Annotated in this window: 21 protein-coding genes; 4 read left to right on the top strand and 17 right to left on the bottom strand. The window is 37.0% G+C overall.

What is annotated here, in order from left to right:
- Positions 1 to 113 precede the first annotated feature (113 nt).
- Genes AN619_RS09025 through AN619_RS09010 form a run of 4 tightly spaced genes read left to right on the top strand, consistent with a single transcriptional unit; the run spans position 114 to position 6,877 of the window.
- Positions 114 to 1,655 (top strand): type I restriction-modification system subunit M, encoded by a 1,542-nt coding sequence (locus AN619_RS09025; RefSeq protein WP_330382061.1) that lies wholly within the window; start codon positions 114 to 116, stop codon positions 1,653 to 1,655.
- A complete protein-coding gene (locus AN619_RS09020) occupies positions 1,642 to 2,766 on the top strand; it encodes a restriction endonuclease subunit S (RefSeq protein ID WP_068556382.1) in 1,125 nt (374 codons plus the stop codon). The genes AN619_RS09025 and AN619_RS09020 overlap by 14 nt, the downstream gene beginning before the upstream one ends.
- Positions 2,767 to 2,786: 20 nt before the next feature.
- Positions 2,787 to 5,951: a type I restriction endonuclease subunit R gene (locus AN619_RS09015; RefSeq protein WP_068556381.1), complete on the top strand. Its 3,165-nt coding sequence runs from the start codon at positions 2,787 to 2,789 to the stop codon at positions 5,949 to 5,951.
- A 26-nt stretch (positions 5,952 to 5,977) separates the two neighbouring features.
- Positions 5,978 to 6,877 (top strand): GIY-YIG nuclease family protein, encoded by a 900-nt coding sequence (locus AN619_RS09010; RefSeq protein ID WP_068556380.1) that lies wholly within the window; start codon positions 5,978 to 5,980, stop codon positions 6,875 to 6,877.
- A gap of 345 nt (positions 6,878 to 7,222) precedes the next feature.
- Here AN619_RS09010 and AN619_RS09005 read toward each other — a convergent pair whose 3' ends face one another.
- The 17 genes from AN619_RS09005 to AN619_RS15620 form a co-directional block, all read right to left on the bottom strand.
- Complete coding sequence (locus AN619_RS09005; RefSeq protein ID WP_066067939.1) at positions 7,223 to 7,861, bottom strand: ABC transporter ATP-binding protein; 639 nt, start codon at positions 7,859 to 7,861, stop codon at positions 7,223 to 7,225.
- 19 nt (positions 7,862 to 7,880) lie between these two features.
- Entirely contained in the window at positions 7,881 to 9,374 is a 1,494-nt protein-coding gene (locus tag AN619_RS09000) for a hypothetical protein (protein ID WP_066067936.1), read from the bottom strand.
- Positions 9,367 to 10,146: a hypothetical protein gene (locus tag AN619_RS08995; RefSeq protein WP_066067932.1), complete on the bottom strand. Its 780-nt coding sequence runs from the start codon at positions 10,144 to 10,146 to the stop codon at positions 9,367 to 9,369. Before AN619_RS08995 ends, AN619_RS09000 begins: the two co-directional genes overlap by 8 nt.
- Positions 10,147 to 10,331: 185 nt before the next feature.
- Positions 10,332 to 11,711 carry a sensor histidine kinase gene (locus AN619_RS08990; protein WP_066067929.1) on the bottom strand — a complete coding sequence of 460 codons (1,380 nt, stop codon included), beginning with the start codon at positions 11,709 to 11,711 and terminating at the stop codon, positions 10,332 to 10,334.
- Position 11,712: 1 nt separating this feature from the next.
- Positions 11,713 to 12,453: a response regulator transcription factor gene (locus AN619_RS08985; RefSeq protein ID WP_066067927.1), complete on the bottom strand. Its 741-nt coding sequence runs from the start codon at positions 12,451 to 12,453 to the stop codon at positions 11,713 to 11,715.
- Between the two features lie 20 nt (positions 12,454 to 12,473).
- On the bottom strand, positions 12,474 to 12,713 hold the full coding sequence (locus tag AN619_RS08980; RefSeq protein WP_066067925.1) for a single-stranded DNA-binding protein: 240 nt from the start codon (positions 12,711 to 12,713) through the stop codon (positions 12,474 to 12,476).
- A gap of 138 nt (positions 12,714 to 12,851) precedes the next feature.
- Positions 12,852 to 12,998: an integrase gene (locus AN619_RS08975; RefSeq protein ID WP_068556379.1), complete on the bottom strand. Its 147-nt coding sequence runs from the start codon at positions 12,996 to 12,998 to the stop codon at positions 12,852 to 12,854.
- Positions 12,999 to 13,151: 153 nt separating this feature from the next.
- The gene (locus tag AN619_RS08970) at positions 13,152 to 14,720 is read right to left on the bottom strand and encodes a recombinase family protein (protein WP_068556378.1); all 1,569 of its coding nucleotides are present in this window, start codon (positions 14,718 to 14,720) and stop codon (positions 13,152 to 13,154) included.
- Entirely contained in the window at positions 14,683 to 15,138 is a 456-nt protein-coding gene (locus tag AN619_RS08965; RefSeq protein WP_068556377.1) for a recombinase family protein, read from the bottom strand. The genes AN619_RS08970 and AN619_RS08965 overlap by 38 nt, the downstream gene beginning before the upstream one ends.
- Entirely contained in the window at positions 15,138 to 16,706 is a 1,569-nt protein-coding gene (locus AN619_RS08960; RefSeq protein WP_068556376.1) for a recombinase family protein, read from the bottom strand. Before AN619_RS08960 ends, AN619_RS08965 begins: the two co-directional genes overlap by 1 nt.
- A gap of 61 nt (positions 16,707 to 16,767) precedes the next feature.
- Positions 16,768 to 16,986 carry an SHOCT domain-containing protein gene (locus AN619_RS08955; RefSeq protein ID WP_068556375.1) on the bottom strand — a complete coding sequence of 73 codons (219 nt, stop codon included), beginning with the start codon at positions 16,984 to 16,986 and terminating at the stop codon, positions 16,768 to 16,770.
- A gap of 57 nt (positions 16,987 to 17,043) precedes the next feature.
- Entirely contained in the window at positions 17,044 to 18,048 is a 1,005-nt protein-coding gene (locus AN619_RS08950; protein WP_068556374.1) for an N-acetylmuramoyl-L-alanine amidase, read from the bottom strand.
- Positions 18,045 to 18,464, bottom strand: coding sequence for a phage holin family protein (locus AN619_RS08945; RefSeq protein WP_068556373.1), 420 nt, complete (start codon positions 18,462 to 18,464; stop codon positions 18,045 to 18,047). The genes AN619_RS08950 and AN619_RS08945 overlap by 4 nt, the downstream gene beginning before the upstream one ends.
- 87 nt (positions 18,465 to 18,551) lie before the next feature.
- A complete protein-coding gene (locus tag AN619_RS08940; RefSeq protein ID WP_068556372.1) occupies positions 18,552 to 21,020 on the bottom strand; it encodes a glycosyl hydrolase family 18 protein in 2,469 nt (822 codons plus the stop codon).
- A complete protein-coding gene (locus AN619_RS08935) occupies positions 21,017 to 21,601 on the bottom strand; it encodes a hypothetical protein (RefSeq protein WP_068556371.1) in 585 nt (194 codons plus the stop codon). The genes AN619_RS08940 and AN619_RS08935 overlap by 4 nt, the downstream gene beginning before the upstream one ends.
- A gap of 79 nt (positions 21,602 to 21,680) precedes the next feature.
- Entirely contained in the window at positions 21,681 to 21,950 is a 270-nt protein-coding gene (locus tag AN619_RS08930) for a hypothetical protein (RefSeq protein WP_004400089.1), read from the bottom strand.
- Between the two features lie 67 nt (positions 21,951 to 22,017).
- The gene (locus AN619_RS15620) at positions 22,018 to 22,212 is read right to left on the bottom strand and encodes a hypothetical protein (RefSeq protein ID WP_003520677.1); all 195 of its coding nucleotides are present in this window, start codon (positions 22,210 to 22,212) and stop codon (positions 22,018 to 22,020) included.

Below are 22,212 nucleotides of genomic sequence, written 5' to 3'. Positions count from 1 at the left end.
ACCGCATTAGATCAAGAAGTAGAGAAAAATACGTCCGTAAAAGATGCTATACTTTCTATTGCTTCATAACAGTGCTAAGGTGAAACTTTAAGGAACTTTAAGGGCTTTCTTTTGTGCAAAACTATAGAATATTAATGAACTGTCGAAACGCTCTCAGAGGAACTATAGGAAGCAATGAAAAAAATCGTGACGCTGTAATGGGTCTTGTTTTCTTAAAATTTGCTGGTGATAAATTTGAGAAAAGAAGAAAAGAAATCAAAGAAAAATATGGAGATGTCCCTGTATTCCTTGAGAAGCCATCATTTTATCTTTCAGAAAATGTGTTTTACTTAAATGAAACGTCAAGATGGTCGTACATTGTTAAGAATGCAAGCTCTGATGAAATTGCATTGATTTTAGACAAAGCAATGGCTGATATTGAAGAAGAAAACCCCTCTCTTAAAGGGGCTTTACCCCAGAACTTTTATTCTACTTCAAACGTAAGAGCAACTGCTCTTAAAGGCTTAATTGATGAAATTAATAAAATTGATGATAAAAAGTTTGAAGATAAAGATCTGATAGGTAGAGTTTACGAGTACTTCCTACAATTATTTGCTATTGACTCTGGAACTGGTGCTGAAAAAGGTGAATTTTATACACCTGCAAGCATTGTAAAATTAATAGCAGAGCTTATAGAACCATACAACGGACGAGTATATGACCCTTGTTGTGGTTCAGGTGGTATGTTTGTTCAGTCTATAAAGTTTGTTGAGAGACATAATGGAAATAAGTTGAAAATTTCAGTCATTGGTCAAGAATCAAACCCTGATACATGGCGATTGGCAAAAATGAACCTTGCAATCCGCGGAATCTCTTATGATCTAGGTAAAGTTGCAACATCGACTTTCCTTGATGATCAACATAAAGATGCTAAAGTTGATTATATCATGGCAAATCCTCCATTCAATCTCAAAAAATGGCGTGGAGAAAATGAGCTTACTGACGATTATCGATGGAAAGGTTACGGTCTCCCTCCTGCATCAAATGCAAATTATGCCTGGATTTTACATATGTTATCAAAGCTTGATGTGACAAATGGTATTGCTGGATTTCTACTCGCAAACGGTGCACTGAATGCTGATGGTGAAGAATACAAAATTCGTAAACAGCTTATTGAGAATGATAAAGTGGAAACTATTATTGTGTTACCTCGAGAAATGTTTTACTCAACAGATATTTCAGTAACTCTTTGGATTATCAATAATAATAAAAAAGCTCGAAACTTAAATGGTCGTGAGCTCAGAGATAGACAAAATGAAATATTATTTATGGACCTTCGCTGTTGGAATCAAAATGTTTATGAAAAGAAATTTGTAATGTTTGATGATGAACAGATTACAAAAATCAAAACAATTTATAACAACTGGCAAACAGGGATAAATTACTCCGATGTCCCTGAACTTTGTAAATCGGCAAAACTTGAAGATATTAGAGCTCATGATTACTCTTTAGTGCCTAGTAAGTATATTGAGTTTATTGACCACGATTTAGAGATAGATTATCAGAAAGAAATGACTCGTATACAGCAAGAAATGAAAGAGATCTTGCAGGAAGAAAAAAAATCTCAAGCTATGCTTGAAGCTGCATTTAGGGGGATTGGCTATGGGATTGACTAAATATAAAATAGGAGAATTTGTTGAACCGGTATCCATCAAATGCGGTATAGCGAATTTCGAAAATGTTATGGGTATAAATATTGATAAACAGTTTATCCCATCACGAAATGTAGGCAAGGATACATCTAATTATTCAGTTGTTCCACCTAATTGTTTTGCATTTAATCTAATGCACGTTGGACGTGATAAAAAAATTCCTGTTGCTCTGAACAATACTAATGAGGAATTGGTCGTCTCTCCAGCATATTTTGTATTTCGAATTAGTAAAGAAAATGTAATATTAAAAGAATATTTTTATATGATAATGTCATCGCCTGGATTTGACAGATACGCATGGTTCTGTACTGACTCTTCAATTAGAGGAAATCTAGATTGGAACAGGTTTTGCGACATAGAAATTAACTTACCACCTATCGAAATACAACAGAAATATGTGAATGTTTTTAATGCTATGCAGGAAAATCAAAAAGTTTACGAAAAGGGACTTGAAGATTTAAAACTCACTTGTGATACGTATATTGAGCAACTTGCGAAAACGCATCCTCACAAGGCCATTGGAAATTATATTTCATTATGTAATAAAACAAATAACGAACTAAAATACGGTCTTAAAAATGTAAAAGGAATTTCAATCAACAAGGAATTTATTGAAACAAAGGCTGATATGAAAGGTGTCTCTCTAAATTCATATTTATTGGTTGAACCAGACGCATTTTCATATGTTACAGTAACTTCAAGAAATGGAGAGAAAATATCTATAGCACATAATGGATCTCCTGATACTTATATTGTTTCATCTAGTTATGTTGTTTTTGAAGTTATAAATAAGGACGAACTACTGCCAAGCTATCTAAAATTGTTTTTTAATCGCTCTGAATTTGACCGATATGCACGGTATAATTCGTGGGGTTCAGCTAGGGAAACTTTTGCGTGGGATGATTTTAAAGAAGTTAAAATTCCTATCCCTGATATTAAGATACAGCAATCAATTGTAAACATATATAATGCATACATTAAACGAAAAGAGATTAATGAAAAGATCAAATTACTGATGAAAAATATATACCCTATACTGATAAAAGGCTCATTGGAGGAAGCTGAAAAAATATAAAGAATGGAGGTAGTGAAGATATGAATTTAAGCTTTTTAAACGGACAATTCACCGAAGAACAACTAGAAAAAGCCATTATAGAACTCTTAGTTGAACAAGGTTATTCCTATGTTTGTGGCGATACCTTACACAGACGGTTAGAAGATGTGCTAATTGAGGATGACTTAAGAGCATATCTTAAAAAAAAATACGCAAATGAATTTTTAACTGAAAGTGAGATTGGAAAGATTATAAGTCGAATTAAACTGATTCCCTCTGAGCCTTTGTATCAAGGAAATAGAGAGGCTTTTTGGCTTATTAATGAAGGTTTCGATTTTCAACGTGACGATCCTACCAAATTAGCTCTTCATGTGAATTACATTGACTTTGAAAATACCTCCAATAACAGCTACAAAGTTGTAAATCAGCTTTCCATTCAAGGCAGCCGTCTACGTCGTCCCGATTTATTATTATTTATTAACGGTATACCTGTTGCAATTTTTGAGTTTAAGTCTGCAATAAAAGAAGATACAACTATCTATGATGCCTGGGAGCAAATACACAAAAGATATTCTCGAGATATCCCTAAGCTCATGAAATATTGCTTTTTATCAGTTATATCAGATGGCGCAAACAATAAACTTGGGAGCATTTTTACACCATATGAGTACTATTATGCTTGGAACAAAGCAAATGATAATGAAAAAGTTTCAAATGGTATTAGTTCATTGTTCACAATGATTAAAGGTGCCTTTGCTATTGAAAGAATTACAGCCATACTACGAGATTTTGTATATTATCCAGATGAAAGCAAGAAAGATATTGCAATTATAACCCGTTACCCACAGTTCTTTGCAGCAAATAAGATATTTGAAAGTATAAAAAAACACCTTCGACCACATGGTGACGGCAAAGGTGGAACATACTTTGGCGCTACAGGTTGTGGGAAAACATACACAATGTTGTTTCTTTCAAGATTATTGGTATTAAGGGAGCGCGAAATTTTTAATAATCCCACTGTCATTATAATTACTGACCGTGAAGATCTAGACACTCAAACTTCAGAATTATTCGAAGCATCAAAACGTTATTTGCATGAAAAAAATGTGCGTAGCATTGAAAGCCGAAAAGATTTAAAAGAGGCTTTGGGTAGTGCTGTCAGCGGTGGTGTATATATAACAACTATTCAAAAATTCTGTGAATCAACAGGGCTTATCTCTGATCGAAATAACATAATTTGTATTTCTGATGAAGCACATAGAACACAGACTAACACTGGCTCAAAGTTAAAAATCACCGAAAAAGGCATTACGACAACGTTTGGTTTTGCCAAATATTTGCGGGATTCTTTCCCCAATGCAACCTATTGCGGTTTTACTGGAACTCCGATAGATGAGACTTTAGCAGTATTTGGTGATGTGGTCGATAGCTATACAATGAAAGAATCTAGCGATGACGGTATTACGGTACGCATCGCTTATGAGCCCCGCCTTGCAAGGGTAATTTTATCTGAAGAGCAAGCAAAAGAAATTCAAGCCTATTACGATAAATGTACTAATAATGGTGCTAATCCTGAGCAAGTTGAAGAAAGCAAACGAGCTATGAGCAAAATGCGTCAACTTCTTGGTCACCCGGATCGTTTAAAGAGATTAGCAGCAGATATAGTTAATCATTATGAGGCTTTGTGTAATGAGAAGCCTGCCATAGTTCAAAAAGCAATGATTGTTTGTGCTGATAGAAAGCTTGCATTCAGCCTATATAAAGAGATTATTGCCCTGCGTCCTGACTGGAATATTCCTAAAAAAGCAGAAGATGAATCGCTTTTATCTGAAGAACAGCTTGATAAACTGATTCCTCTTGAAAAGATTAAACTTGTTGCTACACAAGGTGATAATGATGAAAAGGAACTATTTGATCTCTGTGGTAGCAAAGAATATAGAGCAAAGCTGGACAAACAGTTTAAAAATAATGATTCTAACTTTAAAATTGCCATCGTTGTTGATATGTGGATCACCGGTTTTGATGTTCCATCACTTTCTGTGATGTATATTGATAAACCCATCCAAAAACATACTTTAATTCAAACAATTTCTCGTGTTAATCGTGTATTTGAAGGAAAAGATAAAGGCTTGGTAGTTGATTATATAGGTATTAAAGAAGATATGCTTAAAGCTATAAAAATATATGGCGGGCCCCAGGAAAGTCCAATCGATGAAATAAAAATATCACTTTCCGTTTTCAGAAATCATTTATCCCTAATTGATAGTATTTTACACGGATTTAAAGTTGATAAATTCTACCATGGCACCCCACTTGAAAGACTAATTTGCTTAAATGAAGCTTCAGAGTTTGTGCAGTTAAGTAAAGAGCTTGAGACACGTTTTATGGATTTATCACGAAAACTAAAGGCAGCCTATGAAATATGCTTTCCTTCGGGTGAGTTAACCGATGAAGAAATAACTAAGGCACAATTTTATCTTGCTATCCGGTCAATAATATATAAACAAACAAAGGGTAATACTCCTGATGCAGAAACTATGAATCGTGTGGTTGAAAAAATGGTACAAGATGCTATTACCTGCACAGGTGTCGAAAATATTATTAACGCAGATAAATCAATAGATGTGTTCAGCGAAGAATTTCAAAAACAGTTAGATGATATCAATCTACCAATTTCTAAGTTTAACGCATTACTTAAACTTTTAAGAAAAGCTATAGCAAGTTATGGAAAGACAAATAAGATTAAGGCTATAGCATTTGATGAAAGATTGAAAAAAGTAGTAGAAAAGTATAACAATAGAGATAAACTAGTGTTTACTAGTGAGGTTGTTGAAGAGTTTATTAACGGATTATCTGATGAACTCATTAAAATTCTTCAAGATCTACAAAATGATAAGACTTCTTTTGAAAAACTTGGAATTACCTTTGAAGAAAAGGCTTTCTTTGATATCCTGGTTAAAGTGCGAGATGAGCATCAGTTTAAGTATGAAGATGAAAAATGCCTTATTCTTGCTAAGAAAATAAAAGAGCTTGTCGATGATAAGGCTCAATATGCAGACTGGTCTACTCGGGACGATATAAAAAATCAACTAAATATGGACCTGACTATTCTTTTATACGAAAACGGTTATCCTCCTGAATGGGATGAAGAAGTATTTGAGCAAGTATTAGAACAAGCGGAAAACTTCAAAAAATATGCGGATTAGCTTAATTCCTTGAGAGGAGGTTAATTATGGCTACACGAGGAAAAAGTATTAATTTATTTTTAATGGATGGCACACCAAATGGTAGAATAAAGTGTACTCTTGCTAATTGGACAGGCGTGGCTTACAAAATACCACGCACAGAACTAGATAAGTGCAAGGGACGCGAAGATTTATCACAGAGCGGTGTTTACTTCTTATTTGGCACTTCCGATCAAACAGACGACAATATGGTGTATATTGGCCAAGCTGGTGTACGGAAAAATGGGGAGGGTCTTCTCTGTCGGTTGATAGAGCACAAGCGAAATCCAGATAAGGATTATTGGACAGAGGCTGTTGTATTTACTACGTCCAATAACTCCTTTGGTCCCACAGAGATAAGTTATCTTGAGAATCGTTTTTGTGGGCTTGCAGTAGAGGCAAACCGGTATGTGGTTAAGAACGGAAATGATCCTTCTCCCGGAAATATAACTGAGGAAAAAGAAAGTGAACTTGAAGAGTTCATTGATTACGCTAAGATTGTAATGGGAGCTCTTGGACACAAATTATTTGAACCTCTAACAGATAAACCTCAAGCAGCTATCACTGAGGAGGTTTCTGAAGAAGAATTACTTCTCTTTATGAAACGAAAAAGTCGTAAGAGCGGACAAGTAATTGAGGCAAGCTGTAAGCGTACAAACGAAGGCTTTGTTGTCTTACAAGGTAGTCATATTGAAACCATAGATTCTGAGAGTATTCCGCCAGGTATTAAAGAACGTAGGCAAAGAGCCAAAATAGATGAAAATGGAATTCTTCAAGAAAATATCTTATTCCGTAGTCCATCATATGCTGCTGCTTTTGTCATCGGGGGCCATGTAAATGGACTGGTAGAATGGAAAACGAAAGACGGGGTATCATTGAAAAAAATAGAAAACATTGAAGGTAATTGAGCTAAATTAAACATCTATCCTGTCAACTCAACCCTGTTAAAATATCTAACCTATCAACTCAACCCTATCACTTTCAAGGCAGTTGATATGTTACCGCAAACAATAAAAATAAGGGTTTCCTGACATTATCTCTTCCGGCAAAGTAACCGTGAGAAAAACCTAATGTCTGGAAACCCTTTATTTATCAGTGTTTTGAATACCCCTACTTCTCAACCCTTGACATCAATACCACGCACTCAACATGGCTTGAGAGGATAGAATGAATGTCATTTGAGTATGTCCGTTCTTGGAAACATATCCACCGCCTTTTTGGCACTATCGGTAGGCGGGAACATATCCATAATATTATTTCAGCTGTTCCAAGGAATAATTTCTTACCCTGAACACATGATCACAAAGAATATCTATATCCTCGTTATTATGACTGGTTAAAAAAATTGTTTTTCCTTGGTTATTTAAACTTTTTAGCAAATCCCTAATATTCTCTACGCTATCAACGTCTAAACCATTAAAAGGTTCATCAAGTAATAATATTTCCTGATCCTCCATGATTGCTTGCGCAATAGCTAATTTTTGCTTCATTCCAAGTGAATAGTTCTTAACCTTTTGCATTATAGTATGACTAAGTCCTACCTTTTCCAAAATTTCTTTTATCTTTTCATCAGATATCTTGTTTTGTATATCGGCCAGATATCTCAAGTTTTCAAAGCCAGTTTTGTCACCTAAGTATCCTGGCTTATCTATAATGATTCCAAAATTTTCGGGAAATCTTTTATTCTTTCCAAGCTCTTCACCATTTACAATAACACTTCCTTGATCTGGAAAAACAAAACCGCACATCATCTTAAAAAGCACTGATTTTCCAGAACCATTATGGCCAACTATTCCATAAATTTTTCCTTTTTCAAAGGATACCGATAGATTCTCAAACAAAGATAATCCTTTAAATGATTTACTTACATTTCTTAATTCTATTAAACTCATCATTACTCACCTTTCCTTTTTATACAATGTAGTCTTTTTTATTAAAGAGATATTGTAAAACTACTACTTCAATTGCAATATAAACTGCTAATTTTATTGATATTAAAAAAACTGAATGCCCTTCAAGTACATATCCCATGCTATTTAATCCCACTGGTACTAGATCGTTTAGTCTGAAACCTGGGAACATAAATACCGTTAGCGTCAAAAGGGTTATAAAACTTTTAAATACATCCTTCGTTGCAAATGATACAATGATAACGAAAATCACATAAAAGAGAAGTTGTAAAAATCCATTTACAATAAAATGATATAGGATTTCAAATAAATTCTCAGGGACAATAATAGAGTATCCTTTTAGCAACGCTATAGATATTGTTCCAGCAAGTAGTGTTAGTAGAAGTATCATTATTGTTTTCAAGATTCCCGGGAACCAGCTTAAAAACCATTTATTCATAGAGCGGTATCTTATCATGGTATAATAACTCATCTCTGATAAATATCTTTGTAATCGTAGTTGAACAAAGTATACTGCCCCTACAAAAACTACTATATAAAATGCGAAGGAGATAAGGGAAAATATTTCATTGGTGGTTCCCATAAATGTAACTATAAAACCGTCCCAAATTGTCAATTCCTTATTTGCATGTTTACTTATGTGAAACAAAATTCCCATCAGGCAGAGTAGCCCATATACTAACACAGGTAAGTTTTTTACTAAATAATTTTTACTATTTCTGTAATTTCGATCTATATTATTAGCTATAAATATTAAGATCAATAAAACAGAAATTACTATTACAAACGGAATCATTATACTATCAAAAGAAGCAACTCCATGAAATAAACTTAAATAATTAGGCATCATTACTAATTTCATTGAAGGTGGAAACACTTTAAAACTAATTGAGCCGTATAAATACAATAATCCATTTAACAGATGTAATAGCGATGATTTTTTAAATCTCGCATAAAGGATACATAACATTAATTGAAATGTTGTTGTTGTTAATAGTAACAACCCTAACTGTAATAGCAACGCAATAATTGGTTTAGAGAAATAATGGCGCGAATAATATAGGATTTCATTCCCTGATATATCAATTAGCCCGACATTACTCCATTCCATTGAAAATGAAGTATTGAATGAAGTTAGTATTAATGAACCTAAAAAAATTAAAATAAAGAAAATGTCTATTTTAAATAACTGCTTTAACCTCGTAAAAATCCACTTCTTATAAGAACCTAAGCGAATAAGCTCGATGTATTCAAATGTTCTATTTATATACACTGTTGATATAAATAAAATCAAAGGAAAAAAATAAAATAATAATAAATACACATCACTAAATGACATAAATATATAATCCCAAAAGTTAGCAGTTACATTATGAAGCTCTTCGAAGAATGGCATTGATTGCCTATTGCTTAAAGCGTATAGGACTATTGGGATAGCAGCAATTAAGTATTTCCACGAAATAATTCTGTTTTTTACCTTTATCATACTACTCATTCCAAACCTTCCTAGTTTTCTTTATATAAACAATCAAAGTTACAATAATTAAGATTAAAACTATAAAAGGAATAAATATTGTCCACATTGGCTGTGCAGTAATGGAAAAAGGAAAAACTGTGAAAACAGGAGAAAATCTCTCTATCCATAGAACTGCTGTTACAAAGTTCATAATAAACCACCACAGAAAAGGGATGGATAATGCAACGAATTTATTTTTAAGGCATATTGTAAGTAAGTAAGCTATAGTCATATATATTGCTCCATTAATACCCACCCATAATGAATATACTATGCCATAAAGTAAAACTGAATTTTGGGCAACAACCTCAAATGTTCCTATAGAAACAGGATTAAAAAATTCTGTCTCATAATAAATATAACCAATCATCGGATCTATATATTGAATGAATAAAAATGGAACAAAAATCATTAGAAACGCTACTAATAAAGTTAGAAAAGCATTAACAATCCCCTTTGCCAATACATATTCAGATATTATCGTTCTCGGCCTTACATACTGTAGGTAATTATCTTTTTTCTCATTAGCATAAGAACCGGCATAAAGTGGTACTAAAAGTAATGGAAATAATAGTGGTATTGGTGATTTAGTTAATAATTGGGCGTGTACATCTATGGCCCTGTGAAATACATATGAACCATTCATTATTGGTAAAATGATAATAAGTGGTAAAAATATAAGAGCCAAACTATAAATAATAAATCTCCTATTTAATGCTTTTTTGAATTCAATAGAAATTAAATGTTTCAAATTCCTCACCTTCCTCTTTAATATTCTGTTTAATTACTTTTGTTTTTTACAAATATAACTATATAAGACGAATCTTAATTTAGAATTTTATCTTCCTTAATTCTTCCTTAATTATTTAATAATCAAGAGAATAGAATTAAATAAAAAAAGGTAGCTATTCGGTTTATGCCACCCTTTTCTACGAATTACAATTCTATTTTTATAGACGTCCCTTTGCCTAATTCACTTTCAACAAATATATTTCCTCCATGAGCTTCTATTACTTCCTTTGCTATAGACATCCCAAGACCAGATCCTTTATGACTTTCTGTATTGGTCCCTCTATAGTATCTATTAAATAACTTCCTTATATCCTCTTCATCAATACCCTTTCCATTATCTCTAATTTCAATATTTATCCTACCTTGATTTCTAATATCTACAACAACTTCTGTACCTTCACTGTTATGAATTAAAGCATTAAATATAAGGTTTGATATGCACCTACGCATAAGATTTTCATCAAAGTCAAATTCTATTTTCTCACTTTGGGGATTAAAATGTATTAATCTGTTTTCATAATCCGGATGGTTTAATATTTCAATTATTATTCTCCTTATTAATTCAGTGAGATTACCTTTCCGTTTGTTAATTGCTAGAGCGTTATTTTTTAATTTTTCATGCAATATTAGCTCCTCTATTAATTCTTCCATGTAATTTGCTTTATTTAAAATTGTATTAGAATACTGAACAATTTCCTTATCGGAAATTTCATAATCTTTATTTGCCAAAATCTCAGCATATCCTTTTATAGAAGAAAGGGGAGTTTTTAAATCGTGAGAAATGTTAGCAACCCATTCCTCCCGCATTTTTTCAATTTTTGCTCTTTCTCTCCTATTTATTCTTAAGTTTTCTGTAAGCTTATTTAAACTTTTGAACACCTTACCATAAACCCCTTTTTCCTCATAGTCGATAATGTATTTATCTTGGGCTAAAAAATCCACCCCTTGGATTATATAAAGCAAAGGTGTAGTAAGCTTATTCCCAAATATAAAACCCATAACCAAAAATACTGCAATAGAAATAGAAAAAGCTATCAAAATAGATTTTATAATAATTGCGGATGAGCTGGATTCGTATTCAAATATGTGTTTACTGATAGTTGTGCTAGGAAAGCCTATAACATAATCAAAATTACTATCACTACCAGCGGATGATACAAATAATGTATAGCCATCTATTGTGTCTGGGTACATATGGTAATGGACAATGTCTGCTGGCGAATAGTGACTAGGAGCATCTACCGGCTTACCTAATTCATATAATTCATTTCCATTTTCATCTAGTACTTGTATCCAAGCTTTATTTTCCTTTAGGAGTTCTTGACCATCCCTACTAATTGAAATACCGTCTTCATCTTCTTCAATATATAATTTAAAACTTAATGCGAGGTTTGGAGGATAATTTGTGGTAATAACATCCTTTGTAAAGAAGAAATAATAGATTCCTGCAATAGTTATCACTATTATTAATAATATTGATAATAGTGCCACTCCTAAAAAACTTAGGGTTATTTTACCTCTCATACTAATCACCTTTTATAAATTTGTAGCCTAAACCTTTAAAAGTAGTAATATATTTAGGCCTTGAAGGATCATCTTCAATTTTCTCTCTAAGATGCCTAATATGAACCATTAGAGTATTATCATACCCTTCATAATCACTACCCCATATGTTCTCAATCAGTGAGTTTTTGCTAAGTATAATGTTTGGGTTTTTTACCAAGTAAAGCAGTAACTGATATTCCTTGGCTGTTAGATTTAGGACAGCACCTGACTTTTTAACCTCTGCCTTCTTTTCGTCTACTTCTATATCCTTAAATTTTATAACTTCTTTTTTGTCATCATTTAGGCTTTCATTTACTTTAGACTGCATATGTTCAAGTCTTCTAAAGTGAGCTTTTATTCTAAAAGCAATTTCCTTTGGGCTGAAAGGCTTTGTAACATAATCATCACCGCCAATTCCTAGGCCTAAAAGTTTATCAACATCATCAGATTTTGCAGATAAAAATATTATAGGACACATACTAAATTCTCTAATTCTTTTACAAACTTCATATCCATCAATATCCGGAAGCATAATATCAAGTACAATAATATCGGGTTTAATTTCCTCGCATAATTTTATCCCTTTGTTGCCATTTTCGGCTTTATAAATTTCTTTGAATCCCTCTTTTATAAGGACAGTTTCCAATAAGTTTAGAATATCTTTTTCATCATCGATTAATAGTATTTTCTTATTTAAATTCAAAGAATTAATATTTATCATAAAATCATTTCCTCCTCGGCCTAACTTTTTATCTTTTTATATCTTTGTTGATTGGATGAGGTCTTTTCAATAGCCTTTATGCTGCCCTCCATCATATTTACGTAGTTAAGAAATAGCGTTCCAAGCAGAAGCCGATCCTTTCTTGGTATTCTGTTCCATACGTAACCTTTAAATAAGTCCTTAACTAGAAAAACTTCATCTTCGTTCAGATTTTCAGTTTCTCTGATTGCTTCTTCTAGTAACTCGTTAACATCTATCATGTTATTCTCTCCTTATCAATAACGATATCAACAACATTGTTAATAATATTATATTGTATTATTAGTATATGTCAATCCACCAACAAGAAAAGCCGTCAATTAGAGTGTCCTTCCCCTCAATCGACGACCAAATTCATTTTAAATTTCTATATTAATCACGATGCCTGACTTAAATTCTACCTCAATGCTGTCATCGTGAACTGTAACTTTTTCAATAAGCCGCCTTACCAGTTGCTCATCATATTCCTCCAGCTCATAGGACTGTTCATTCAAGAAGTCTGTCATTTCAGCTATTCGCTGCTTCTTCCTTCACGCTCTGCATTTTTAACCAGCGCATTTTGCTTCTGCTCCCGCAATCGGTAATCCAATTATGTCTCCTGTAGTTATTTATAATAGTATAAGTACTCTTCCCCTACTGGCGGCTATCTTAATACGAGCTTATAGGTTTACTTCTATTTCTAACCCTGACTTAAACTCTACCACTAGCCTGTCATTATATACAGTTGCCTTTTCAATTAGTTTTCTAACCAGTTTATCATCAAATTCCGTAATACCACCGGTTTGCATATTAAGGAAGTCCGTCATCTCAGCGATCCGATCCCGCTTATCTTGACGGAGAGCGTTTCTTGAAAGGGTTTCTTGCCTTAAGTCCCGTAAGCGGTAAATCTCATTGACAATATTATCATATGCTTCCTTTGAATTTGCCAATTGGATCAACTCGGCTTGAAGCTCTTCCAGCCTTTTATCAATATCTGCCGTACTCTCGTCCAAATCCTCGTTTAATACGGTTTCAATATTCTTTTTCAGTATGGCCAGGAAAGAGTTTTTCCCGCTGACGGCTATATTGATAGCTTCTACAATCTTCTCTTTGAGAGTATCTTCAAGTATAGTGGAAGCGGTACAAAACAAACCGGTGTTTTCCAATCTGCTGACGCATCTCCAAACGATGGATTTTTTCCCTCGGTTATTCCAATGAACCCTGCGGAATACTTCATGACACTTGCCGCAGAACACCATTTGGGATAAGGGATGATTATTGCTGTAGTTTCTCTTCTTTCCGTTCTTACTTATATGCACACATCTTCTGCGGACAAGCTCTTCCTGAACCTGCATAAAAATTTCACGCGGGATTATAGGCTCATGGCTGTTTTCTACATAGTATTGCGGAACAATACCGTTATTGGGTACCCTTTTCTTCGATAAAAAATCTACAGTATAGGTTTTCTGCAGCAGTGCATCACCGATGTATTTTTCATTCCTTAAAATCTTATTGATGGTGCTGGTATGCCATCTAGGATTACCTGCCCCCGTCAGAATTCCGTCAGCTTCTAAACCCCTCGCAATCTGCAGCATACTGGAACCTTCGAGGTATTCTCTGTAAATGCGTTTAACGATCTCAGCTTCTTCAGGTACGATAACTAAATTGCCATCCTTATCCTTTGTATAGCCAAGAAACCGGTTGTGATTGATATGGATTTTCCCTTGCTGATATCTGTATTGAATACCCAGTTTTACATTCTGGCTTAGAGATTGGCTTTCTTGCTGTGCCAAAGATGCCATAATGGTCAACAGGATTTCCCCTTTTGAATCCAGCGTGTTTATATTTTCCTTTTCAAAGTAAACCGGAATATTTTTTTCTTTAAGCTGCCTTATGTACTTTAGGCAGTCAAGCGTATTTCTTGCAAACCGGCTGATAGATTTTGTAATTATCATATCAATTTTGCCCTGCATGCATTCTTCTATCATCCGGTTAAACTCTTCGCGCTTTTTCGTGTTAGTTCCGGTAATACCTTCATCTGCAAATATGCCAGCTAACTCCCATTCCGGATTGCTTTTAATGTAGTTTGTGTAGTGCTCAATTTGCGCTTCATAACTGGTTGCCTGCTCCTCGCTGTCCGTAGAAACACGACAGTAAGCTGCTACCCGAAGCTTAGGCAATTCCTCGGCCTTTGCACTATTCCCAATTCGCTTACGGGCAGGAATTACCGTAACATTCCTGGTTGTCATCTAAAATCACCTCGCTCTTAATAAGACTATAAGCATACTCCGCCTGCTTAAATGGATCGTTGTATTGCTTATCCGGAATTGAAAATTGAAACTTAAAATTCAGACATTTCTTTTCATCCCCTTTATGTTCATAAATCCTGCCAAAAGCCTCAGCTCGCTTGCGTCTTTCCAGTTGTGCTTTTTCGAATATATCCCTGCTGATAATTGGCGGATAGAATTTGTCCCCAACATACCGTTTATCTGCCAGCATTCTTGCAACAGATGTGTGGTAACGCTTAATACCCACTTTTTGCGCCGCTTCGCTTAAAGAAAGCCCGGAAAGATAGACCTCAAATAGCTTCTTAATTTTAACTGCTTCCTCTTCATTAATTACAGCCCTGCCGTTTTGAATGGTATATCCAAAAGGTATATGACTCATTATTTCACCAGCCTTTCCCTTAAGTTCAACCCGCATTTCATTTTGAAACCTATTTCTTCCTGTGAAAACACAATGATTTCTTCAATAAAATCCTCAAATATTTCACTATCAAATGCATCAATCTGCTTTTCAGCTTTCGTTGCAAATTTAAGAAGCTTTTCAACCTCAACGAGGATAGTCTGACTACCATCGATTGTGCGTTTTATGGCTTCTCTTTGCTCTTTTAATAAAGCCGCTTCTTTAAGCAGCTCATTTTTCTGTGTATTAAAAAGAGCGGGTTCCAGGTACCCCTTAGCCATAAGTCCCATGATTACCTGAACCCGCTCTGTATTTTCTTTGATTTTTGTTTCCAGCTCTTGAATCTTTGCTATATTATCTGAGTAATTTGTTTTCTTTAAGCTTTGTAGTAATGGTCTTAGAATGAATCTATGACCGAAAATAAGCTTATTGATCATTACAACAAAGGCCTGATGGATTGCATCCTCTCTGACAAACTTCATGGAACAAGACGAAGCGTCCTTTATATGCTTTGTGCAGCACCAGGCAATATATTTACGGTTACCGCTGCCATGCGTTCGACGCTTAAAATTGCTGCCACATTCTGCGCATTTGATTTTCCCCGAGAAAGGATAGCGGTTTTGATATTTACTGCTTCCCTTGATTACGCCTTTTTCTTTACCTCTTTGCTTCAATATTTCTTTGACGGCTTCAAATTCCTCATGGGATATAATGGCTTCATGATGATCCTTTATCATGTATTGATCTTTTTCCCCACGATTATAATGCCGCTTAAAATTCTCATCTGTATAGGTTTTTTGCAGAAGGACATCCCCAGTATATTTTTCATTGCTTAAAATGCTGCGGATAGTTGTCGCTGTCCAGTATGAACCTCTCTTTGTTGGGATTTTATCGGAATTTAGCCCATCTGCAATTTTCTGTGTGCCTTTACCTGCCAAAGCTTCAGAAAAAATCCGCTTTACGATTTCAGCCTGTTCTTTATTGATAAATAGCTTTCCATCCACATAATCGTAACCATAGGGAGGGTACGAAATTTTGTATGTTCCGTTTTGGAACCTACGCCTGATAGACCACTTACTATTTTCTGCAATGGATAATGACTCGTTTTCTGCAAGGCTGCTCAAAATTGTCAGCACCAATTCGCCTTCCATGCGCTGGGTGTTTATATTCTCTTTCTCGAAATAGATGAAAACACCGAGATCGGTAAGTTTTCGCACCATTTCAATGCAGTCGGTTGTGTTTCTGGCAAATCTGCTGACTGACTTGGTTATAATAAAGTCAATTTTCTTGTTTTCACAATCTGCAAGCAGTCTCAAAAGTCCAGTTCGGTTTTCCTTTTTTGTGCCTGATATGCCTTCATCATAGTAAATCCCTGCAAATTCCCAATCAGGATTTGCTTTTATATAGGATTCATAATGGTCTTTTTGTGCTTCCAGGCTTGCCATTTGTTCATCACTGTCTGTTGAAACCCTGCAATAAGCCGCTACCCTCACCTTTGGCTTGAAAGCTTGGAGAGCATTGTTTCCATCAATCCTCGTTACCTTTCTCACTGTTTTCACCTCCTTTTGGTATGTGACATGTTACCTCTGTGTGCCGCTAATAGCAAGCCAATTAGGCCATAAGCTGTGCATACATCGGCGTGAAAGTTTTGCGGTTCAACTTGTCGATTTTGTTGAATTCTTCTTCTGAAATCAGTCCCGCCTTAAGCATCCTCTGCAGAATTTTGTATGCCCGCCAGTAATCAACCTCTCTTTGAATTTCCTCCTGTGTTATCTTTGTATAGTTCGTTTCCTGCGGGTTATATGGTATATGATTAGCCGTCTCTATCATTCAAGAAAGCACCTCCTATAAAAACTTAGGACAGCCTCGACTGGCTGTCCTTTATCGTTATTCCGGCAATTTGAGAACTTGTCCGGGGTAAATAGTATCTGAAGTCAGGCCATTGAGTTTCTTAATCTCCGGAAATCTTGTTCCTCTACCGAGTTCTTTTTCCGCTATTCTCCATAAGGTGTCGCCTTTTTGCACTGTATAGGTTCTATTGCCCTTGTTATCAGGAATGCTGTTTACAATTACAAGGTTTTCTTTTGCTACCCAAGTGTTTATGCCTGCAATTTCTTGACCGCCGGATTTCTTAACCTTTTTGCCAAGCAATACACATTCTTTGCCGCCTTTTATGACCGGCTTGCCTTTGTATAAAGTCTGTGTGACCCTGTGGTAATAGTCATTTTTGACCCACGTTGGAACTTCCACACTGCCGGGGTAGTAATTCTTTACACTGACCTTAAACTCCACCATATCTCCAATTCCAATATCAGTATTGGTATCTGTACTGTTCTCCAGTGCTTTTTTTACTGCTTTACGGAAAGTGTCCATATTCTCCCCATGCTTGGGAAACCAGTGCATTACATCAGCATGGTTGCTGGCAATACCGAGCTTATATCCTTCGGAGTGGCAGATGATGTCATACTCATTAAGACTGTATTTCTTGCAGAGCATAACGCAGAGTTCAACCGCATTCTGCCACGCTTTACGGAAATAATCTTCCTGCTTTGCTGCATCATAACCCACCATTACCGACCCGGATTTATACGAAAACCCAGCAGGCTCACAGATTTCAAAGCCAATATGGGTATTGTTGGCTGCTCCTCCCGCATGCCACCCGCGATGATCCCAAGGCAGGTATTGCCAAACCTCTTTATCGTCTACAAAAGCATGTACACATACCTGCCTATTTATTTCGCCGGCCTTGTAAGATTTGTTCCAACGGGAAAACCACTCAGCCGCCATTACACCCGGCACAGCTGTCGAATGTACCATGATTCCTTTAGGCGTGATTTTGCGGCCTGCTGTATAGCAATCGTTTCGCGTCATGTATTTAGTAAAAAGCTTCATTTCTTTTCATCCTCCTCATTTGAGCGGCCATGCAGTTGTTCCAATGCGTTCTTCAGCTTTTCAGGAATGGGCAGTCCTATATGTGCTGCATTCTCAAGAATTGAAATTCCCTCGTTACTCAGGTAAAAGAAAATCACCGCTGTCCGGATTGCCCCGCCATTGCCGAGCACCTGGCTGTCGATGATGTGTCCTACTCCTACAAGTACAAAAATAAGCACTTTCTTAAAGATGCCCTTGGCCCCGACTTCACTCGAAAGCTTTCTGTCTACAACGGCACACATCACTCCGGTCACATAGTCAATGGCTACAAAAGCGATGAGTGCATATAAAAATCCATCCAGCCCTCCAAGAAACCAGCCAAGAAATCCGCCAATAGCAGTAAAAACCGCCTGTACCCAGTTCCATACTGTTTTCATTGTCTTAAACCTCCGTTCAACTTGAGTTTTGCATATAAAAAAGCGCCCTGCCTTAAAGCAAAGCGCTGAATAAATAAAACTTCTAAACTATATTTGCTTCGGAAGCGCCTCCCACAGCCGCATATCCTCCTGCCCAAGAGACCAGATAGCTATACCTCGCAGTTTCCATCGATAAGCCGCTTCGTTTGCCCAGTAAACAAGGCTGTCCACATCCTGATAATACAGAATAGAAAAACCATCTGCATCTCCGAGGAAGAGACGGGATATCCAAATATTGATGTCTTTCGGTATAATCTTTACTTCATAGTCATTACCGCAAGAAAGAGCCAAAAGTTGTGAGTGGAAAAAGTCATAATCCATCGAAATGTCCTCACTGCGAGTTATCGATTCCTCCACATCGTTATTTACTGAAAACACCTGAAATTCATCATCCCACGTGACACCAGTGCGAGCAAGCCTGCCAAAGCTGGTTATAGTTCCATCCGGGAGTTCCACATCAAAACGCTCGTATGGTTCATATACCCACGCATCGCCCAGCCGCAGCAGCTCGCATACCGTCCGGTTGTCCGAGCAGTACCCTGCATAACCACTACCACCGTTTACATTCACTGTGAAACGCAGGGTTGAAGCTGCACCAGAATATACTCTTACCTTATTGCCGCGTTTTCGCATCTCCATAGTATACATATTCGGATTAGCACGAAGATCGGCATCTGCAGTTTTTGAGAAACTGGCGGAGTAGCTACCAAGCAAGGAATTACCTTGATAAAGCTCGACTCTTTGCGTGTCATAGTTTAAGCAGCAGAAAATATCCCCAAGGAACACCCCAGCCCGTCCACTGCTATTTTGAGGGAAAGCCAGCCTTGCCCGGATATGGATGTCGGAAAACCCGTCGTATTTCCATGCAAGTTTGCCATATCCCTCGAGCTGGGAATATGGGCGGCTTTCTGTGCTGTCTGGATCTTGCCAAACATCCCATTCGCCATCCAGCACAGTCCAATAATTTTCAGGCAGGATGTTCCTGTCCCGAAAATCCTCATACCAAATAAGCGCCGAGTCGGGTTTTCTTCGCAACATTTCAAAGGTCAGTTTAAAACCTCGATCCGGCTCAACCATCACACCATTTACATCCTTGAACCGACGGGGAGAGAGCATAAAGCTGGCTTCACCGGCAAAGGGATACTCCGAAAATCCACTGCAAACCCTAAAACCGTAAAACTGGACTCCCGGCACACCACCGCTTATGCTGACAGCATGCGTTCCCTCTTGGAGAAATACACCTTTTGCAAGTGTCAACCAGCAAACTCTTCTCCAGTATGGCCACCATAAACGGTTCTCGCTGAAAGTCTTTGATTCACCATCAAGGGAAACGATAATCGCATTTTTGTCCCAGTAAGGAAAGCAAAGCTGTACTGCAATATCGTAATATCCCGCTTCTCTTATCTCAAAACGGTACTCTGCTGACGCCTGGTCATCTCCAAGTGAGGCCATCTCATCAGTAATAATGACATTTCCTTCGTATTCATCCGGAACTCCGTTCCTGTCAATATAAATGGTTCCGAACTCCGCTTTCTGCTCCTTGCCATAGCTTGTCAAATATCTTCGCCTGTTATAAACCCCTTTTAGCAGCGGATATTCCCAGGATATAGCATCCCACCCTTCCATATAGTCATATACATGAGGAAGAGCCCAAGGTACTTTGTTATAGTCATCCCAGTAAGCCACAATTGGAATAAACGGCTGGGGCGGTGCATCGCCTGTGAAATTGTAAACCCCAGTCATCCAGTATTTTGCCGCATAGTAGGTATTAGACACCCCTCGATAGGTTATTCCAAGGTTTTCAGGTGTATCATGAATCCTCCAGTTCCAGCCATAAGCAGGCAACCCCATGAATATCTTATCGGGTGACATAACGGAAACAGCATAATCATATATGCCCTCAAGCCAGTCACGAGGAGATACTGGGCCGGGAGCAGAGCCCGCCCATGCCATGCCATAGCTCATGATGGCGGCGGTATCGCAATAGTCGTTAAGATCGGCATAAACACACCAGTTTTCACCGCCCACCGAGCCTTGAACGCCGGTCATACCAGGCAGGCAGATGTTGACAAGCTTTGTTGCATCATAAGACTTAACTGTATTGTATATATCCCTAAATAGTGCATTCGCCGCATCCTTGTTTTCATAACCGCCGCCGCGCTCCAGGTCAATATCTACCCCAGCGCACCATGGATACTTGTTCATGATTCGGATGATTTCAGTAAGAAACTTATCCTTTGCACCGTTTTCGTTGTTGCGAAGTGCAGTAAAAATATTGGCTATTCCATGATTCATAATAGTGAGCAGCCACTTAATGTGCGGCCATTTCTGAATATACGGAAGCATGCTGCTGATGCTGGTACCGGTTTCAGTGATTGTGCCTGTTGCGTCAACCTCAAAAGTAAAAATGCCTACCGTATCAAATTGGTCGCCGTAGTCTCTAAGTGCTTCATACATTCGGGCATTTCCCATAAAACTCCACACCATGCACCGCTTACCTTTTAAATAATCCCTCACAACCGGTCACCGCCTTCTTGCATCTCCTGAAATTCAAAGAGCACCCGCGCCGATTTTCTCTCTTCCAGTTTCACTGTATGTTTGCTGTCCCATGCCGCAGAATATTGATAAAACCCATCCTTAGGAGTCTGACTTCCGTTTTTTAGGCATTGGCGGGTGGAAGCCTTGAGTGTCAGCTCATCGCCTGCGTTAACCGAGTCAAGAAACCTTACCTTATGCGCGCCCATACCTTGGGATATTTCAATACTTCCTGCGGCCATATACTGTATAGGATAGATATAGCAGTCAAGGCCAGCAGAAGTTTTACCCAGGTTGAATAAAATTACAGTCTCCGCTGTTCGCACCACACCGTTATAATGCCGGGGCGGAACTGGCTGCCCGTTTTCCTGCATTTTCGTTAACATTTTGCTCGTGTGGACGGTATAGCCTGTCAACTGATCTCCATCCTGAAGCTGCATGTCGGTGAAATATATAGTTCCGGTACAATCTGTGATCATCAGACGAACTGTGATACTGACCACGCGCATTTCTTTCTTGATCATTAACGTTTCTGCGAACCTGATAAAGCTGTTTTTTGCCATCGTCGACACTCCAGATAAAATAAAAAAGACCGCTGATGCGATCTCTTATAACAAAACTGGATTAATTTTTTACAATGCCTTATTCTTTAGGAGTTATATTATTTAAAGCTTCTATTAAATCTTCTCTCGTTACAATCATTTGACATATCTTTTTTGATGCTTTCCCATCTTCAGTAGGCGTCGCCATTACATCCAGAGTAATGAATTCGCCACCTTGTAACATCGATGTGTTTTTGTAAAACTTTAAATACCTCCCAGAGATTTGACATTCTACATGCAATGGTCCAAGGGAGTTTTTTCGGCGTTGTGAATATGTTATTGGAAACTGTTTAATTTTATTATTATCCAACTTCGGCACATCCTTTCAAAAATATAAATCAAACAAATTATACCATATTAATACCTCCTGCTCCTATTTATCCGTCCAATGTCCACTGAATTTCGCATACATGCCCGATCCATCCAGTGGAAACCGAACCGCCCTGAAGCAATAAGTCTGTAAAGTACACTGTGCCGGTGCAGTCAGTGACGCACAGCCTGATGGTGATAGATTTGACTCTGCTGATACTTTTGGGAGAAATACTGTGTGCAATCTGATTGAAATATGCCAT

It is taken from the genome of Thermotalea metallivorans, from assembly GCF_001562415.1.
Taxonomy (GTDB): Bacteria; Bacillota; Clostridia; order Peptostreptococcales; family Thermotaleaceae; genus Thermotalea; species Thermotalea metallivorans.
This window is presented reverse-complemented; position numbering and strand designations above follow the sequence as displayed.

Bases quoted from the DNA above. Each gene is read 5' to 3' on its own strand.
- AN619_RS09015 (WP_068556381.1), top strand. From the start codon at position 2,787: ATGAATTTAAGCTTTTTAAACGGACAATTCACCGAAGAACAACTAGAA.
- AN619_RS08975 (WP_068556379.1), bottom strand. From the start codon at position 12,998: ATGACAGACTTCTTGAATGAACAGTCCTATGAGCTGGAGGAATATGAT.
- AN619_RS08970 (WP_068556378.1), bottom strand. From the start codon at position 14,720: ATGACAACCAGGAATGTTACGGTAATTCCTGCCCGTAAGCGAATTGGG.
- AN619_RS09010 (WP_068556380.1), top strand. From the start codon at position 5,978: ATGGCTACACGAGGAAAAAGTATTAATTTATTTTTAATGGATGGCACA.
- AN619_RS08935 (WP_068556371.1), bottom strand. From the start codon at position 21,601: ATGGCAAAAAACAGCTTTATCAGGTTCGCAGAAACGTTAATGATCAAG.
- AN619_RS08950 (WP_068556374.1), bottom strand. From the start codon at position 18,048: ATGAAGCTTTTTACTAAATACATGACGCGAAACGATTGCTATACAGCA.
- AN619_RS08985 (WP_066067927.1), bottom strand. From the start codon at position 12,453: ATGATAAATATTAATTCTTTGAATTTAAATAAGAAAATACTATTAATC.
- AN619_RS08955 (WP_068556375.1), bottom strand. From the start codon at position 16,986: ATGATAGAGACGGCTAATCATATACCATATAACCCGCAGGAAACGAAC.
- AN619_RS15620 (WP_003520677.1), bottom strand. From the start codon at position 22,212: ATGGCATATTTCAATCAGATTGCACACAGTATTTCTCCCAAAAGTATC.
- AN619_RS08965 (WP_068556377.1), bottom strand. From the start codon at position 15,138: ATGAGTCATATACCTTTTGGATATACCATTCAAAACGGCAGGGCTGTA.
- AN619_RS08980 (WP_066067925.1), bottom strand. From the start codon at position 12,713: ATGATAGATGTTAACGAGTTACTAGAAGAAGCAATCAGAGAAACTGAA.
- AN619_RS09005 (WP_066067939.1), bottom strand. From the start codon at position 7,861: ATGAGTTTAATAGAATTAAGAAATGTAAGTAAATCATTTAAAGGATTA.
- AN619_RS08990 (WP_066067929.1), bottom strand. From the start codon at position 11,711: ATGAGAGGTAAAATAACCCTAAGTTTTTTAGGAGTGGCACTATTATCA.
- AN619_RS08945 (WP_068556373.1), bottom strand. From the start codon at position 18,464: ATGAAAACAGTATGGAACTGGGTACAGGCGGTTTTTACTGCTATTGGC.
- AN619_RS09020 (WP_068556382.1), top strand. From the start codon at position 1,642: ATGGGATTGACTAAATATAAAATAGGAGAATTTGTTGAACCGGTATCC.
- AN619_RS09000 (WP_066067936.1), bottom strand. From the start codon at position 9,374: ATGAGTAGTATGATAAAGGTAAAAAACAGAATTATTTCGTGGAAATAC.